The organism is Mesorhizobium australicum WSM2073 (assembly GCF_000230995.2).
GTDB lineage: Bacteria > Pseudomonadota > Alphaproteobacteria > Rhizobiales > Rhizobiaceae > Mesorhizobium > Mesorhizobium australicum.
Window position 1 is genome coordinate 4,815,028 of record NC_019973.1, and the last position, 15,452, is coordinate 4,830,479.

Sequence of the window (15,452 nt, forward strand, 5' to 3'; positions counted from 1 at the left end):
AGCCAATATGCTGATTCAAAATGAAGAACCCCGGCCGTGGCCATCCGCGCCCGCGCCGGGAACGCGTCGGCCATGATTAACCAATGGCAAACACAATGGTTAAGGAATCTCTAATTTAGTTGACTTGAATTTCCACAGGTATATTTTCAGGGCGTTGGGATGTGCAATTTGGGCGAGCAATCGGCGATGATGGCATGGGGCGCGTGATCGCGATCTTGGGGCGCATGGACTGCTGAACGGCAGATACAAGCCGGGCGGCAGCGGCCTCGTAACTCAGCTAGTGACAAGCGCACATCAGTGATGGCGATCCGCGGATGCGGAGATTGCCGCGTTTAAGGACGTGGCCGGGCAGTGCTTTGCCCTGCCCGGCGGTAGCGTGTGCGGTGCGTGGAGGAAAGCATGAGTAAGGTCATCAAGGTTCTGAAACTTGGTTCCAGAAACGATCAAAGGGGCAACGGCAACGGCCATAACCGAGGCCGTGCGCTGGTCGCTGGAGGCGCGGGCTTCCTGGGATCGCATTTGTGCGAACGACTTTTGCAGGACGGATACGACGTCGTCGCACTGGACAATTTCCATACCGGCAAAAGATACAATCTCAATACGCTGCTGCGCGATCCGAGATTCAGCTGCATGGAGCACGACATCGTCGATGCATTGCCTTTGGACCTTCGGTTCGACGAGATCTACAATCTAGCCTGCCCTGCTTCTCCGCCACATTATCAGGCAGATCCGATCCATACCTTCAAGACCAGTGTGCTTGGCGCGCTGAACCTGTTGGAACTCGCGCGTCGGAACAATGCCAAGATATTCCAGGCCTCGACTTCCGAGGTCTACGGCGATCCGTTCGTGCACCCGCAGCCCGAAAGCTATTTCGGCAATGTGAACACGCACGGACCGCGCTCCTGCTATGATGAAGGCAAGCGTTCAGCCGAAACCCTTTTTTTCGACTATTCGAGGACGTATGGCCTCGATATTCGCGTAGCCCGTATCTTCAACACCTACGGTCGTCGTATGCAACCCGATGACGGGCGCGTCGTCTCGAACTTCATCGTCCAGGCGTTGCGTGGCGAAGACCTGACCGTCTATGGCAGCGGCCTGCAGACCCGCTCCTTCTGCTACGCCGACGACCTGATCGAGGGTTTCATGCGGCTGATGAATGCGCCGAGTGCGCCTGCCCATCCGGTCAACCTCGGCAATCCCGGCGAATTCACCATCATGGAACTCGCGACACTGGTTGTCAGCTATACCAACTCCAGATCGAAAATCGTGCATCGGCCATTGCCGATCGACGATCCCAGACAACGCAAGCCGGATATTTCCTTCGCCAGGAGCAATCTTGGCTGGGAGCCGAAGATCAGTCTGGCCCAAGGGCTCGCGCATACCGTCGACTATTTCGACGCCCTGCTCTACGGGAGCCGGATTACCAAAGGGGCCGCGGCTTCATGAGCCAGCCGCCAGTCCTGGTGACAGGGGGAGCCGGCTTTATCGGCAGCCATACGTGCAAGCTGCTTGCCGAGGCCGGTTATCTGCCGGTGGCATTCGACAACATGTCCCGCGGCAATCGGAAATCCGTCGCCTGGGGTCCGCTTGTCATCGGCGACATCCGCGACCGGGATGCATTGCAGGCGGCGATCGAAGCCTATCGGCCCGCATCCATCATACACTTCGCGGCGCTTGCTTATGTTGGAGAGTCCGTCGGTCAGCCGGCCGAATACTATTCCACCAATGTCACGGGCACCATCGCCGTACTCGACGCCGCACGCGCGCATTCGATCGAGAACATCATCTTTTCCAGCAGTTGCGCAACCTACGGCGTTCCGGAAGCACTGCCTATTCGTGAGACCTCTTCGCAAAATCCGATCAGCCCGTACGGGCGCACCAAGCTGATAGGCGAACAGATCATCAGCGACTATGCCAACGCATACGGAATGAAGTTCGCCATCCTGCGCTACTTCAATGCCTGCGGGGCCGATCCCGACGGGGAGCTCGGCGAGTGGCATTCGCCGGAAACGCATCTGGTTCCCAGGGTGCTGATGGCGGCGTCAGGCATCATCGACGAGGTCGAGGTCTTCGGCACGGATTATGAGACATCGGACGGGACTTGCGTGCGCGACTACATCCACGTCAGCGATCTGGCCCGCGCCCATTTGAAAGCTCTCCAACATTTGGAGGGCGGTGGACAAAGCCTGGCGGTCAACCTCGGCACCGGGCGAGGCGTGTCCATCAAGGAGATTGTCCAGGCGGTCAGCCGGATGACGTCAAGACCTGTTCCGGCCGTCTTCAGGGCCCGGCGCCCGGGAGATCCGGCCGAACTCTATGCCGACCCGAGCAAGGCGCGCGCGCATCTTGGCTTTGTGCCGCAGCTTTCCGACATCGACACGATCGTCAGGACCGCCGCCCCATTCTTCGGGCTGCGGACGAAACCGGTGATACTGCCACCAAGCGACGGCGCGGTAGCGGTCGCTGCTCGATAGATCAGAGATAGCGCGGGTGGCAGCTTGCGCGTTGGCCAAATCCGCTGGGGCTGCAGATGTAAGGCGAGCCTCCTAACAACGCACCTTCATCGACAGGACTGAAAGCGACCTTCACGGGTCCCGTTGTGCGGATCGCGACCGGCGGTGGCGGAGCAAAAGCGTAAGTTCTTTCAGTGGTGCGGATAGTCCTTGTCATCAGCACCTCAGGCTCGATCCTGAGCGAACGCACGATGTATCCAGCCTGGACCGGTCGGACTGAAGGCTTGCTCCGGAGCGGATGCGCGACCGGTGCAATGAGGACGGAACCGGTTCTGGTCGTATCCATCCCCTGACATCCTGCAACCAGAGAGGTCATCGCCACCACAACAATAGAGAGAGCTTTCTTGCTTAGGCGAGAAGCGCCCATTACGGAATTGTTCCCCATGTGTCCCTTGCCTTTGAGTATAAGCTGGGGCGCGTTGCGACACCTGCGCCGCTTCACGCCGTTTCAGTGACCACTCGCACATCACACACAAATATTAGACATCACTAATTATTAAATTTCATGAAAACCATATGGTGTTGGAGCCATCGTCTCGTCGTCTGTCAGAGAGAAGTGATTGCGCCAATCGGCGGTCGGTGCGCCGACAATTCCAGCCGGACTGCTCAGCGTTTTATAAGCGATTCGCAAGCTTCTTCACAGGCCTGGCAAAAGCGGCCTGCCTGAATCCGCCCCTCCGGACACGCCGTCACCGATGTGGTATCGGGAGCGGCCAACGGAGCCAGGAACGGCGCCTGCCGCGGCGAATAGGATTCGCCCGACCTGCTGTAAGCTTCTGATTTCGTGCATGTCGTTGTCCCGGAACCGAGGACACTTCCGAGCCATATGCATCAGTTCTTGGAGTCGATCAACTTGCGGGCCTCTTCGAACCGCGCGGCCTTGGTATCACCAGATTCGAATTTTCGGTATTCGTCGGAAGGACCTTCGGGAGTTCGTTTGAAACTGTACCATTCTCCGTCCGGATCCTTGCGTTGCTCGATCGTTCCATCCTTGATTCGGTGGCTGTAGCAGGTGCGGCGCTGTTTGCCCTTGTAGCTGTTGGACCGCCAAGCGACATCCATGCACATCTTGCCGTCTTTGGTCACCAGCCACCTGCCCTCTGCGACAGACGCTGAATCCTGCCCCGACGTCCAGGCCTCAAGGCGCCGATTGCCCTTCGCGAAATAGGCCGCTCCATTTTCCCATATCCATGTGCGATCGGCATACAGAAGCTGCAGCTCATAGGCAGTTGGAACAGTGGCGGCAATTGGAGCAATAGCGCTATCCGCTTTTGCAGGTGCGCTGTCCTTGGCGGCAGCCGCGTGGGACGTTCCCGGGAGGGCCACCTGGCCGCAGAGGGCCAGGACAAACAGGAGCAGCGTGAAACGTGCGGACCGACGACGTTCCCTGCGCCGCAGACGATCTACGCCATGCGGCGGCGACCTGGTCGGAGCTATCGGTACAATCAGCGTTGGCATGTCTGTGCGGCCCAGGGCAGCGCTATCGGCGCGACAGCCTTTGCGAATTATTTAACAGCCGCGGGAGCTGCGATGTCAACTTTCGCGGCGCCCGCTGTCGCCAAAATTAAGGATTGCGTCGTATACTCCCTCGCCTTTGACAATCGCGCGCAAAAGCAACATCCGCAGACGTCAGAGAGGACGCGGTTCCAAATGGGCGACGATCCGGAATTGAATCAGGCCGAGGTTCAGCAATACCTGCAGCAGCCGATCGCTCGGGACCCGGCTGCTCGCAATTACCTGAACCTCGACACGGCGATCTTGCTGGGGATCCTGTTCATCGCGGTCGTGTTCAGGTTCCACAACATAACCTTGCCGCTGGTCGACGCTTTCAGCTGGCGCGAGACAAGCACGGCAATGATGGCCGACAATTTTCAACAGCGCAGCTGGAACATCTTCTTCCCGGAGGTGAGTTGGACCGGACCCGGCCCGAGTTATCAGGGCCGCGAGTTCCAGATCGTCAGCTATCTGACCGCCCTGCTCTACCAACTCTTCGGCTGGCACGACTGGTTTGGCCGCGTGGTTGCGGCCTTCTTCGGTCTGGTGACGGTGTTTTCGCTGCACAGGTTGACGGCGCTATGCTGGGGCCAAACGCATGCCCATGCGGCGGCGCTCGCCTACGCGCTGATGCCGGCGGCGATCATGATCGACAGCTCGTTCCTGCCCGATCCGTCGATGCTGGCACTGGTAACAACAGGCGTTTGGCTGTTCGCCAAATACTGGGCTGGCGGCAGCCGATGGCTTTTGCCGCTCGCCGCCGTCAGCTTCACGCTCGGTGCGCTGGCAAAGCCGCCGGGCGTGGCGGCGGGCGCCGTCATCTTCTACCTGATGGTGCGCTGGATTCTGCAGAAGAAACGACGGCAGGCGACCGAGGTCTTCCTGTGGGGATTTTTGAGCCTGGCCATCATCGGCGCCTATTTCAGCTGGGCCATCTATCTCGGCCGCAGCTATCCACCCTATCACGTCGCAGGCAGCGGCTACATCTGGAACTCCGGATTGTGGACGTTCGTCAATGATGGCTTCTACTTCAAATCCGTGTGGAACACCTCTGTCTGGTGGTTCTACGGCTATCCGTTCATGGCGCTGATCGCGGTCGGTTTCTGGATACCGCCCGGCCCCGCCGAAGACCCGACGCAGCGCACCCTTTCGGCCATTCCCTATATTTGGCTGGGTGCGGCCATGATCGTCTACCTGGCGGCGGCGCGCGAAATCACCAGCAACCCCTGGAATTACCACATTTTCCATGTGCCGTTCGCGATGTTCTGCGGCCGCGGCGCGCTTCTTCTGGCAACGTTTGCATCGGGAACCGTTCTGTCGCCGGTCGTGCTGCGTTCGATCTGTATCGTTGTCGTGACCCTCGTGTGGTCGACCTTTCCTCTCGTGAGGACAATGAAGGCGCCGGTCGCGATGAACGGCAAGCTGCTCGGCGAGGAGTTGGCGCGGTTGGCGCAACCGGGCGACCTCGTCGTGGCCATCGCGCCGGAGGTCGGCGATCCCGTCGCCGTCTACTACAGCAGGGCACGCGGCTGGGTGTTCCCGCCTGGCGGAGGCGATGTCGAATGGTCGAAATTCGTCGCGGACGACGCCACCGCGATCGCTCAGCTCGAGGAGTTGCGCGGTCAAGGCGCGGATCTGTTCGGCACGGCCAAGAACGCTGCCGACAATCAGGACCAGTTGTTCATCGAGCATCATGGGGGGGTCGTCGACTATCTGGACAAGACCGCAACCAAGCTTGTGGATTCGGATGCTTTGCTGGTCTATAGGATCACCCGTCCATGAGAGCTGCGACAGCTGTGGGCCTTGACAGGATATGGCCCGACGGCTCAGCGGCCACGCATCCGCCCCGCGGAAGGCCGGCAAGGCGGTGGGCCAGGCGAACCGCCCCAGGATGACGCCTTGGACGTTCAGTCGCCACGATGCCGCCGCTGGAACTGGGCGGTGAAAACCGGCGGAGAATTGGTTGAAAAGAGCAATCTCGATAATGGTGACGCTGGCCCTGCTGGCTTGGCTGGCAAGCGACTCGCGCTGGCGGATGGTCGGCGATGCCTTCGACCGCATCACGCCAGCTACGTTCGCGGTGGCGACGATCGCCTTTTTCGTCACCTATGTCTTGCGTGCGCTACGCGTCTGCGACGAGTTCCGCGACGAGGTGAATGGCCGTTTCGGAGCCTGCCTGCGCGTCATTCTGATCCACAATGCGATGATCAACGTCGTACCCTTCCGGGGCGGCGAGACGGCCTTTCCCTTGCTCCTGCGCCAGGTCTTCGGCGTGCCGATCATGCGCGCCAGCGCCTCGCTGCTGTGGTTCAGGCTGCAGGACGCTTTCGTCGTCGGCGTGCTGGCGCTGGCGGTGTGGCCGGGCCTGCATGCGGCGATAAGGATCGCTGGAATCGCCGCCTTGATCGCTGCCGCCTGGTACCTGCCGCGCTGGGCGCGCGCGCCGCATGACTGGGCCGGGCGCGGCAGGATCGTGGCGAAGCTCGGCCTGCTGCGCGACACCTTCACCGAGGCGACCGGGCGCTCGCGTTACGGCTGGTGGTGGACGATCGCCAACTGGTCGCTGAAGCTCGCCGTGCAGGGATGGCTGCTGGCCCTGATACTGGGAACATCCTTCACGACGGCGTTTCCAGGCGTCGTCGGGGCCGAAGGCGCCGCAATATTGCCGGTGCAAGGCGTCGCCGGCTTCGGCACTTATGAAGCGGGAGCGGCGGCGGCACTGCTCACATCCGGAATTGCGATGAAGAGCGGTCTGCAGGCGGCCCTGGCGCTGCACCTGTTCATCTTCTGCTCGGCTATCGCCACCGGCGCTATAGCCTGGCTGTTTCCCTCGAAATCGACGCTGCCAGGGACTCCGGCCGTCGGACCTGCAAGGAAGCCATCCCAATGAACATATTGCCCATCCCCGCTTCGGGGCTGCCTGAGGGCGCGATGATGCCGGACCATACGCTGTCCATCGTCGTGCCCATGTACAACGAGGCCGAAAACGTCGAGCCGCTGCTGACGCGGATTCACCAGGCGATGGAGCGCTACGAGCAGCCGTGGGAGGTCGTGCTGGTCGATGACGGCAGCACCGACGCGACGGTGAGCGAGATCAGGCGCCTGGCTGCGCATTATGGCCCGCATGTGCATGCGGTCGAACTCGTGCGCAATTACAAGCAGACCGCCGCGATGCAGGCCGGCATCGACGCGGCGCGCGGCGATGTCATCGCCACGATCGACGGCGACCTGCAAAATGATCCCTTCGACATCCCGCGCATGGTCTACCGCCTGCTGAGCGAGGATCTCGACTTGGTGGTCGGCTGGCGCAAGGACCGCCAGGAGGGGCTTTTGATGCGCAGGCTCCCTTCGCGTATCGCCAATGCGCTGATCGCGCGCGTCACCGGCGTGCGCCTCAAGGACTATGGCTGCAGCCTCAAGGTCTATCGCGGCAGCGTCATCCGCAGCGTCAAGCTCTATGGTGAGATGCACCGTTTCATCCCGGCATGGCTGGCTACCGTGACGACCCCCAGACGCATCGCGCAGGAGGTCGTGACGCATCATGCCCGCATCCACGGCCAGTCCAAATACGGCATTTCGCGCACCTTCAGGGTCGTGCTCGATCTGGTGTTCATGTATTTCTTCATGCGCTATCGCACACGGCCCGGACATTTCTTCGGTGGCATCGGCATCACGCTTGGCGCGCTAGGTTCGCTGATACTTGCCTATCTGCTTTGCCTGAAGCTGTTTTTCGCGCAAGACATCGGAACACGGCCGATGCTGTTCACTGGCTTCTTTCTGCTGATCGCCGGAGTGCAGATGGTGACGTCGGGCGTGCTGGCGGAAATGCTGGCCCGCGTCTATCACGAGGCAAACGGATCATCGGCCTATGTCGCGCGGCCACGGCCGGCGCCCGACGACGATGACGGCTGGCTCCGCCCGAGCCGGCCTTCATGAGGAGATCGGAACGCCAGGGATATTCATGGCCACGAGCCCGTGGCGGTCGAAGGGCAAGAGATAAGGCGCAACCCTGCGCCCACCTCTCGCCCTCGACTCGCGCCCCCAGCGAAGACCTCGGCGGCAGCCCTCGGTCAGGCACCGCCACTTACACATGTCGCGGCGAATAGGATTCGCCCGACCTGCTTTAAGCTTCTGATCTGCATGTCGTTGTCCCGGAACCGAGCACACTTCCGGGCGACATGCATTTAGGTCCAATGCTCTAGTAACGCGAACGGCAGCTGGCGCGCTGGCCGAAACCGCTCGGGCCGCAAATCCAGGGCGAATGCCCCAGGAACTGACCGCCATTGCCCGGGCTGTAGGAAACCTTCACCGGTGCCGGCCTATCAATCCGTTGCGGCCGCACGAAGGCCGCGTAGGCCTCCTCCCTGGTACGCGTCACGACGCTCATCTGTGTAAGCGGTTTGCGGTAGAGAAGCTTTGTCTTGACGTGATGGACCTTCCCAGCGTGATGGGCCATTTTGCCGAACCCGTAGTCGATGGTTCGCCCGTTGATCGAGCCGGTCTTGGTTGTATCCATGGTCTGGCAGCCGGACACCATCGAGACGAGCACAAAAGCAGCAACAGCACAGGTATATTTTCTGCCGTTGTTGGCCAAATGTTCCATAACCCTGTTCATCTGCATCTCTCTACCCTTAAACATAATTCGGTTATGTGCGGGTGATATACTTTATAGTCGGCTTCTTTCCGCACTTTTTAAGTGATCATCGCCACTCAATCTGCATACGTATATTAGAACGAACTTATTAAAATTCGTGCAAACAGCATAATGAACACAGTCTTTCGGTGTTCGTTCGAATATGATGAAAATTCGATTGATTGGATCGGAGCCTGGCAGGGCGCGTGGGGTGCTTCGGCAAACGAAGCCTCCGCACCGGTGGCAACGACGGCGATCGGCGCTCAGGCTGGCAGAGTCGAAGGGCTGTTGCAGGTGTTAGGGGACGCTCAGCGCTGCGTTTCCCAACCTGGATCGAAGTAGAAATTGCGGGCGCCGATTTCGCCCATGCCGGCGCCCGAAACTGGGAAAGCCATCTTGACGAGATGAACGGCGCCGGCACCCTGCTGCAGTCCGTAAATGCCCTCCAGGCCGCGGCCGTAAAAACCCGCGAGCGGAGCCGTTAAAGCCACGCCGGCGAGCGAAGCCTGCAAGACAAATTTGCCGATACTTGGCCGAAGGGAAATCTTGTTCTCGGTGACGTGCTTGGCAATGATCACGATGGTCAGCAGGCTATATAAAGCTGCATTGAACGCGGCGAACCAGTAAAAACCCGTGGCGCTCTGCGGATTTTGTACAAGGAGCACGGGCAACGACGCACCGACGGCAAGCGCCACATAGGGGATGACGACACGAACCGGCAGGAGATCCTTCGGGCCGCGGCCCTTCGGTGTGACGCGAAAATCGACAAACGATTTGGTCAGATAGTCGCGGACGGCCGACAGCGTGCCCGCCAGCACCCACGGCCAGCGCGCGAAGAAATGAAACAGCATGCCTTCCCAGCTGAGTGCCTTGGCCGTTACCGGTCGTGAGAGCGCGAACGCCTTCAACATCATCACCAAGACGATCGGCGTAACCGAACTCGGCGCGTAGTGGAGAATGAAATCCAGATACGTCACATTGGCGAAGTTCCGGCCAGAAAACAGCGCGTAGATCGGCATGAGATACGTGGAGAGCGCGAGCAGTGCGAACAGCGGGTACCAAAGCTGGCAGAAAACGAACTGCAACCTCAATCGCAACCTCAGCTTGGAGAGATACATGGGCGAGTATTCGAGCAGGATGGTGGTCAGGCTCCTCGACCACTGGAATTCCTGAGTGACGAGGTCGGCGAAAGTCTGTGGGCCATCACCGTGCGCAATGGCGTCGATTGCATGCACGCCGCGCCAGCCCCCCGCGTTGATCAGCATGGAGGTCGAGTGGTCTTCGGCCAGTTCTGGGCCAAGCCCGCCCGCCTGCTTCAATGCGGCGGTGCGCACTGCATAGTGCGAGCCTATGCACAGTGGCGCTCCGACGCTCGTGTAGCCCGACTGCAGCAGGCCGTGCAGCATTCCCTCCACGAACAGTCGGCCGCGGGCCGACCAACTCTCGGCGGCATTGTTGTCGCAAATGCTCGGCGCCGAGACGTAGCCGACAGCGGGATCGGCGAAGGCCGCCAGCATCTCGCGCAGATAGGTCAGCGTCGGCACGTGATCGGCGTCCATCTGGGCGACGAAGTCGTAGCGTTCATAGCCGTAGTGATCATAGAAGAACGCGAGATTGCCTTCCTTGCAACGGGTTCGGCGCGGCCAGGTCTTGCGATGATAGTCTTCCCGGCCTCGCCGCGTCGAAATCTGGATGTTTCGCGCCTCGCACCATGCGATCGTCTCCTCGGAAGGGTCCTCGTCGGCAAGCCAGGTGTCGTGAGGATAATCCTGCGCAAGCATCGCCTCGAGCGTGCGCGCAACCACGAAAAACGGTTCGGATGGCGCTTTCGTCACCACCATCGCCACCCTCGAACTCGCGGCGACCGTGTAAAATTTGGACGGCCTTTTCGACACAAGCACGAATAACAGGAAATACATCGGCATCAGCGTCAGCCAGGCCAGCACCGTCGTCGCGAAGGCGTATGGCCCGATGTACTCGACATGCTCGGGCCTTAGCCACCAGATCCAGAAAAAACCGAGCGTGACGAACCAGAATGCCAGCGCCAGCCTCAGGATCCATTGCTGAGCGGCAGACAGGACGGGAACCAGAAAAGGGCCCTTCTGCGCCGCCTTGGCCAGAGCCGCCCGAGACCGGCGTTTCGGCCTGTTCTTACCGCTGATGGTCGCTACGTCCGCGGAAACACTCATAAACGTACCGCCGCCACTCTAAGCGTCAGCCGAAGACGGCCGACAACCTTCAACCCCGGCGCCAGAATCCATCGCAAATTTATTAGAGTCAACTAAATTAAGAGCTTCTTAACTATGCTTCTTGGGAACTGGTTAACCTAGCGCCTTTGAAGCGCCGGGCCGATCCGGCGGTCGCGTGCGCCCGACCAGCGCTGGACAGGCAAGCCGGACGTTTTGCGTTGAGGAATTCACCGAGAGGGGGATGGTCCCCATGTCTGGATGAGGACAAGCAGCGTTAACCACGTTGCGAGCGCCAAGGTTAAGCAACCGTTAATTGTGCTTGACTCTTGGCCCCGACCGGCTCTTAAATTAGCTAGGGATGATATATCGGGATGTTGACGCGAATTTGTGAGTATCGCGGCGAACTTTCTCTCTGAAGCTCTTCAGTATCGGAGCCTTGAGGGATAATTTTGGGTGGGTCCGTGCAAAGTTCGCACACTCGCCAATGGTCGCTCCGAAATCCCGCAGATTACGCCAATAGAGCCGATGGGTGTTGGATGGGCGTGTCGATCAGGCATCGACGCGCCGGGCGAAGCCTTGGCTTTCGTAGGAAGTCGGGCCTTGGGAGGCAAACAATGAAACGCTCCGCAGCAAATGCGCTTGTAGTCACGCTGGTTTTGGGCGGAAGCGCCGCGTTCCCCACGGCGGGAGGCGCCGGCTCCGTCCCCGTGACGGACCCCGTTCAGACGAGCAGCGCCGCGTCGGCATTCGGGTCGTACGATCCGTATGGCGATTTCACCAATGACAAGACCGCCAGCATCGAGGAACTGTTCCTGCCTTGGGAAGACGTCGATTTATCGACGCTGCCTCTGGCCGATGCTTATGCCCAGCAGCGCGGGCGCTCGCTGTTGATCACGATCGAGCCGTGGACCTGGTCGAAGGACTGGCGCATCACCCCGCCCGAGCTGCGAGACGGCATATTGGGCGGCAGATATGATGCCAATATGCAGGCGATCTGCGGCTTGGTGGGACAGATGAAAAGCCCGGTGACCATTCGCTGGGCGCAAGAAATGGAAGACAAGAACGGTCGCTTCACCTGGGCCAACTGGGCACCGAAGGACTGGATTTCCGCCTACAAGCGCGAAGTCGATATCTGCCGCAAGGCCGCCCCCACGGCCAAATATATGTGGTCGCCCAAAGGCGATGAAGGCTTGGAAAAATACTACCCTGGTGACGACTATGTCGACGTGATCGGCCTGTCGGTGTTCGGCCTGCAGAAAAAGGACAACGACGAGGCCGGTCACGACCGTACGTTCGCCGAGTTGCTGAAGCCAGGCTATGATCGCGTTGCGGGGTTCAACAAGCCGATCGTGGTGGCGGAACTCGGCTATGTCGGCAAGCAGGACTATGTTTCGAAGTGGCAGGACGATTCTCGCAAGTCCTATGCGGAGTTCCCGGCGCTGACTTCAGTTGTCTACTTCAACCAGAAGGAAGTGTGGCCGTGGCTGGGGGGCTATGGTCTGCCCGACTGGAGGGTGACCCAGCACGTCCTGCCGTAGACGCGTCGTCCCGATGCGTCCCGACACGATCGGGATGGATCTCCATCTTTCTGTTTGTTTGCCATCCATGCCGAACCAGCGTTTCGGCATGATGGTGAGGCGTGGCGTGAATCAGTCCGTGGAGTAGTTCCGTGAAACGAGTGCTGGGTAATTGTCTTGGAGCGGCATTCGCCTGCTCCGTTCTTGTTCTTGCCTTACAGGTCCCCGCGACAGCCAAGACAGCGGCCAAAATCGCCGAGCAGGCGCAAAAGGGCGCCGTGGTGCCCGACGAAGGCGTCTACCAGATCTATCAGAACCGTTCGTGGATGTGGGGCAATCACGGGGCCGCGTTCTTTGCCGTCAGGCAGCGGCAATTTAACGCCTGGTCGACGGAAAAGGGCCAGCCGGGCTATGGCGACGGGATATGGTTCATCCCCGGCGGCGGCAAGTTGTGCTACCGCGCGCAATGGCACGGCTCCTGGGGCGTGAAGGGCTCAATGACCTGCTTCGAGCATCGCCAGACCGGCAAGGCGATCTACAAGCGCAAGTCGCCTGATGGCGAGTGGTACGTTTTCAGGAGTTCGCATCGGAACCGGTCGGACGAGTCCGCGAAATTGAAATACGGCGACTACGTCACCAGGAAACAGACACGGATCAAGGCAAGGCTTTAGAACCGTCCTCCGCGAAAGCCGCCGGGCTGGAGTTGTTCATCGTTCCAGGCGAACGTCGAACTGCTCTTCGTTCTAGCGCAATTCGCCAGGCAAGGCGCTGCGCGCTTTTCCCGGGATAGGTCCACACTTTCCGTGGAATTGCTCTACGCCTTGCGCTCCCAGCGGCGGTCCGCGGCTTGCTGCCAGTAGGTCACGGCGTGGCCGGCGTCCTTCATCGTCTTCCAATGCGCCCGGGCCATCTCGACCTGGGCCGCGTCATGGCCGTCGAACAGGAACACCGCACGCTCATAGCCGCCGAGGTCGGGCGGAGCCGCGCCGTCTACGAGGAACCTGATCTTGGCTTGGTTGGGATTGCCCTCGCCGGTGGTCAACAGGATTGGCTGTTCACCGGGATAAGCTTCGCGATCGGTCGCGTGCGCCAGGAAAGAATCGTCGCGGAAAGTCCACAGATGCTGGTCGAGCGCGTCGCGCCGCTCCTCGGTGCCGGTCTGCACCACGGCGCGCCAGCCGCGATCGATGCTGCGCTCGAGCAGGCCCGGCAGCGCATCCTCCAGCGTCGATTCGGTCAGATGGTAGAACAGCACATCGGCCATGGACGAACGTCAGCTCTCGTAGTGATCACGCACCAGCCGGTCCAGCAGCCGAACGCCGAAACCCGAACCCCAGGACTGGTTGATCTCGTTCAACGGCGAGCCCATCGCGGTCCCGGCAATATCGAGATGCGCCCAGGGCGTGTCCTTGACGAAGCGCTGCAGGAACTGCGCGGCAATGATCGCGCCGCCGTAGCGGCCGCCGATGTTCTTCATGTCGGCGTTCTTGGAATCGATCAGCTTGTCGTATTCGGCGCCGAGCGGCATGCGCCACAGCCGTTCCTGCGTTGACTGTCCGGCCGCGGTCAGCCTTTGCGCCAGTTCGTCGTCGTTGGAGAACAGGCCGGCATAATGCAGGCCGAGCGCAACCATGATGGCGCCGGTCAGCGTTGCCAGGTTGACCATGAATTTCGGCTGGAAGCGGTCGTTGCAGTACCACAGCGCGTCGGCCAGAACGAGGCGCCCCTCCGCGTCGGTGTTGAGCACCTCGATGGTCTGTCCGGACATGGAGGTGACGATGTCGCCGGGGCGCTGGGCATGACCGTCGACCGCGTTTTCGACAAGACCGATGATGCCGACGACATTGGCCTTGGCTTTGCGCGCGGCAAGCGCATGCATCAACCCGGTCACGGCGGCGGCCCCGCCCATGTCGCCCTTCATGTCCTCCATGCCCGAGGCCGGCTTGATCGAATTGCCGCCGGTGTCGAATGTGACACCCTTGCCGACGAAGGCGACGGGCCTGTCCTTCGGCTTGCCGCCGTTCCACTGCATGACCGCCATGCGGGCGCCCCGGGGCGAGCCTTGCGCGACGCCGAGCAGCGAACCCATGCCGAGCTTCTTCATCTCCTTCTCGGTCAGGATCTCGACGTTGACGCCGAGTGCCTCGAGTTCCTTGGCGCGGGCGGCGAACTCGACAGGTCCCAGCACGTTTGCCGGTTCGTTGACGAGATCGCGCGCCAGAAGCACACCGTCGATCACCGCCTCGGCATCGGCGAAAGCTTTCTTGGCGCCTGCGGGGTCGGCGGTATGGATGGTCACCTTGACCGGCTTTTTCGGATCGGGCTTACCGTTCCCTTGGCCACCCCCCTGGCCGCCTCCTTGGCCGTCGTCCTTATCCTTCCTGGTCTTGTACTTGTCGAAGGAATAGCTGCGCAAAAGAATGCCCGCCGCGAGGTTCGCGGCATCCTTGCCATCGGGCGAAGCGCCGGCCAGGTCGAGCACCACGGCCACGTCGGTTGCCTTGCGCAGCGATGCCGCAATGGTGCCGCCGAGCTTCAGCCAGGCATATTCGTCGAGCCCCGCGACCTTGCCGGCGCCGATCGCGACCAACCTGTCGAGCGACGTCGTTTCCGGCGCCAGGATTTCGACGATGCCGGCGAGCTTGCCGGTAAACTCGGCGATCGGGAAAGCCCGATCCAGCGTCTTGCCCGGATCGTAAGCCCTGGCCGCATCGCTCAGGCCGCCACTATCCGCCGACAGCACGAAGACCGTGCCCTTCCTGCTCGCCGCCGCCTGGGGCGCGGCGAATTTCGCAAAGGCGATCGACGGTCTCGGGTTCATCATGTCCTGCTTTCGGGGATTGGGCGACTTTGCGCGAAGCGGTGTGAAGTGATCCGCGACATTTGGTCGTTTTCCGGCATTTGGCAAGACTTTGCCAAAATGGCTGCCCATATGAGACGTGGAATCGAAGGCGATTCGTCGCGGCACGGCCCCGCTTCATGCCGCAACCTGTTGTTAACCATCGATGTTCGTCCTTTCTTATCCATTGCCGCCGACACTCCGATCCGCTGCGGCACGCGACGTGGGACGGGAACCAGATCGCCTGCCTGATGCAGCCCAACGGAG

Annotated in this window: 12 protein-coding genes; 7 read left to right on the forward strand and 5 right to left on the reverse strand. The window is 60.8% G+C overall.

The window, feature by feature from the left end; translation table 11 throughout:
* Nucleotides 1–399 precede the first annotated feature (399 nt).
* Nucleotides 400–1,446 (forward strand): UDP-glucuronic acid decarboxylase family protein, encoded by a 1,047-nt coding sequence (locus MESAU_RS23320; protein ID WP_015318482.1) that lies wholly within the window; start codon nt 400–402, stop codon nt 1,444–1,446.
* On the forward strand, nt 1,443–2,474 hold the full coding sequence (gene galE / locus MESAU_RS23325) for a UDP-glucose 4-epimerase GalE (RefSeq protein ID WP_015318483.1): 1,032 nt from the start codon (nt 1,443–1,445) through the stop codon (nt 2,472–2,474). The genes MESAU_RS23320 and galE overlap by 4 nt, the downstream gene beginning before the upstream one ends.
* A gap of 870 nt (nt 2,475–3,344) precedes the next feature.
* Here galE and MESAU_RS23330 read toward each other — a convergent pair.
* Entirely contained in the window at nt 3,345–3,971 is a 627-nt protein-coding gene (locus tag MESAU_RS23330) for a DUF995 domain-containing protein (protein WP_167331129.1), read from the reverse strand.
* Nucleotides 3,972–4,163: 192 nt separating this feature from the next.
* Between MESAU_RS23330 and MESAU_RS23335 the strand changes: the two genes are divergently transcribed.
* The 3 genes from MESAU_RS23335 to MESAU_RS23345 all read left to right on the forward strand — a co-directional run bounded on the left by MESAU_RS23335 (nt 4,164) and on the right by MESAU_RS23345 (nt 7,943).
* Nucleotides 4,164–5,789: an ArnT family glycosyltransferase gene (locus MESAU_RS23335; protein ID WP_041163479.1), complete on the forward strand. Its 1,626-nt coding sequence runs from the start codon at nt 4,164–4,166 to the stop codon at nt 5,787–5,789.
* 181 nt (nt 5,790–5,970) lie between these two features.
* Nucleotides 5,971–6,897, forward strand: coding sequence for a lysylphosphatidylglycerol synthase domain-containing protein (locus tag MESAU_RS23340; protein WP_041163480.1), 927 nt, complete (start codon nt 5,971–5,973; stop codon nt 6,895–6,897).
* The gene (locus tag MESAU_RS23345) at nt 6,894–7,943 is read left to right on the forward strand and encodes a glycosyltransferase family 2 protein (RefSeq protein ID WP_015318488.1); all 1,050 of its coding nucleotides are present in this window, start codon (nt 6,894–6,896) and stop codon (nt 7,941–7,943) included. Before MESAU_RS23340 ends, MESAU_RS23345 begins: the two co-directional genes overlap by 4 nt.
* 262 nt (nt 7,944–8,205) lie before the next feature.
* On the opposite strand, the gene MESAU_RS23350 is transcribed toward MESAU_RS23345, so the two are convergent.
* Both MESAU_RS23350 and MESAU_RS23355 read right to left on the reverse strand, forming a co-directional pair.
* Complete coding sequence (locus tag MESAU_RS23350) at nt 8,206–8,628, reverse strand: hypothetical protein (RefSeq protein ID WP_015318489.1); 423 nt, start codon at nt 8,626–8,628, stop codon at nt 8,206–8,208.
* Nucleotides 8,629–8,948: 320 nt separating this feature from the next.
* The gene (locus MESAU_RS23355) at nt 8,949–10,829 is read right to left on the reverse strand and encodes a glycosyltransferase family 2 protein (protein ID WP_015318490.1); all 1,881 of its coding nucleotides are present in this window, start codon (nt 10,827–10,829) and stop codon (nt 8,949–8,951) included.
* Nucleotides 10,830–11,443: 614 nt separating this feature from the next.
* Here MESAU_RS23355 and MESAU_RS23360 point away from each other — a divergent pair.
* Together MESAU_RS23360 and MESAU_RS23365 are read left to right on the forward strand one after the other, a co-directional pair.
* Complete coding sequence (locus MESAU_RS23360; RefSeq protein ID WP_015318491.1) at nt 11,444–12,367, forward strand: glycoside hydrolase family 26 protein; 924 nt, start codon at nt 11,444–11,446, stop codon at nt 12,365–12,367.
* A 131-nt stretch (nt 12,368–12,498) separates the two neighbouring features.
* Nucleotides 12,499–13,017: a DUF995 domain-containing protein gene (locus MESAU_RS23365; protein ID WP_015318492.1), complete on the forward strand. Its 519-nt coding sequence runs from the start codon at nt 12,499–12,501 to the stop codon at nt 13,015–13,017.
* 143 nt (nt 13,018–13,160) lie between these two features.
* Here the strand turns inward: MESAU_RS23365 and MESAU_RS23370 are convergent, their stop codons facing one another.
* On the reverse strand, nt 13,161–13,610 hold the full coding sequence (locus MESAU_RS23370) for a DNA polymerase III subunit chi (RefSeq protein WP_015318493.1): 450 nt from the start codon (nt 13,608–13,610) through the stop codon (nt 13,161–13,163).
* Between the two features lie 9 nt (nt 13,611–13,619).
* On the reverse strand, nt 13,620–15,167 hold the full coding sequence (locus MESAU_RS23375; protein WP_015318494.1) for a leucyl aminopeptidase: 1,548 nt from the start codon (nt 15,165–15,167) through the stop codon (nt 13,620–13,622).
* Between the last annotated feature and the right edge of the window lie 285 nt (nt 15,168–15,452).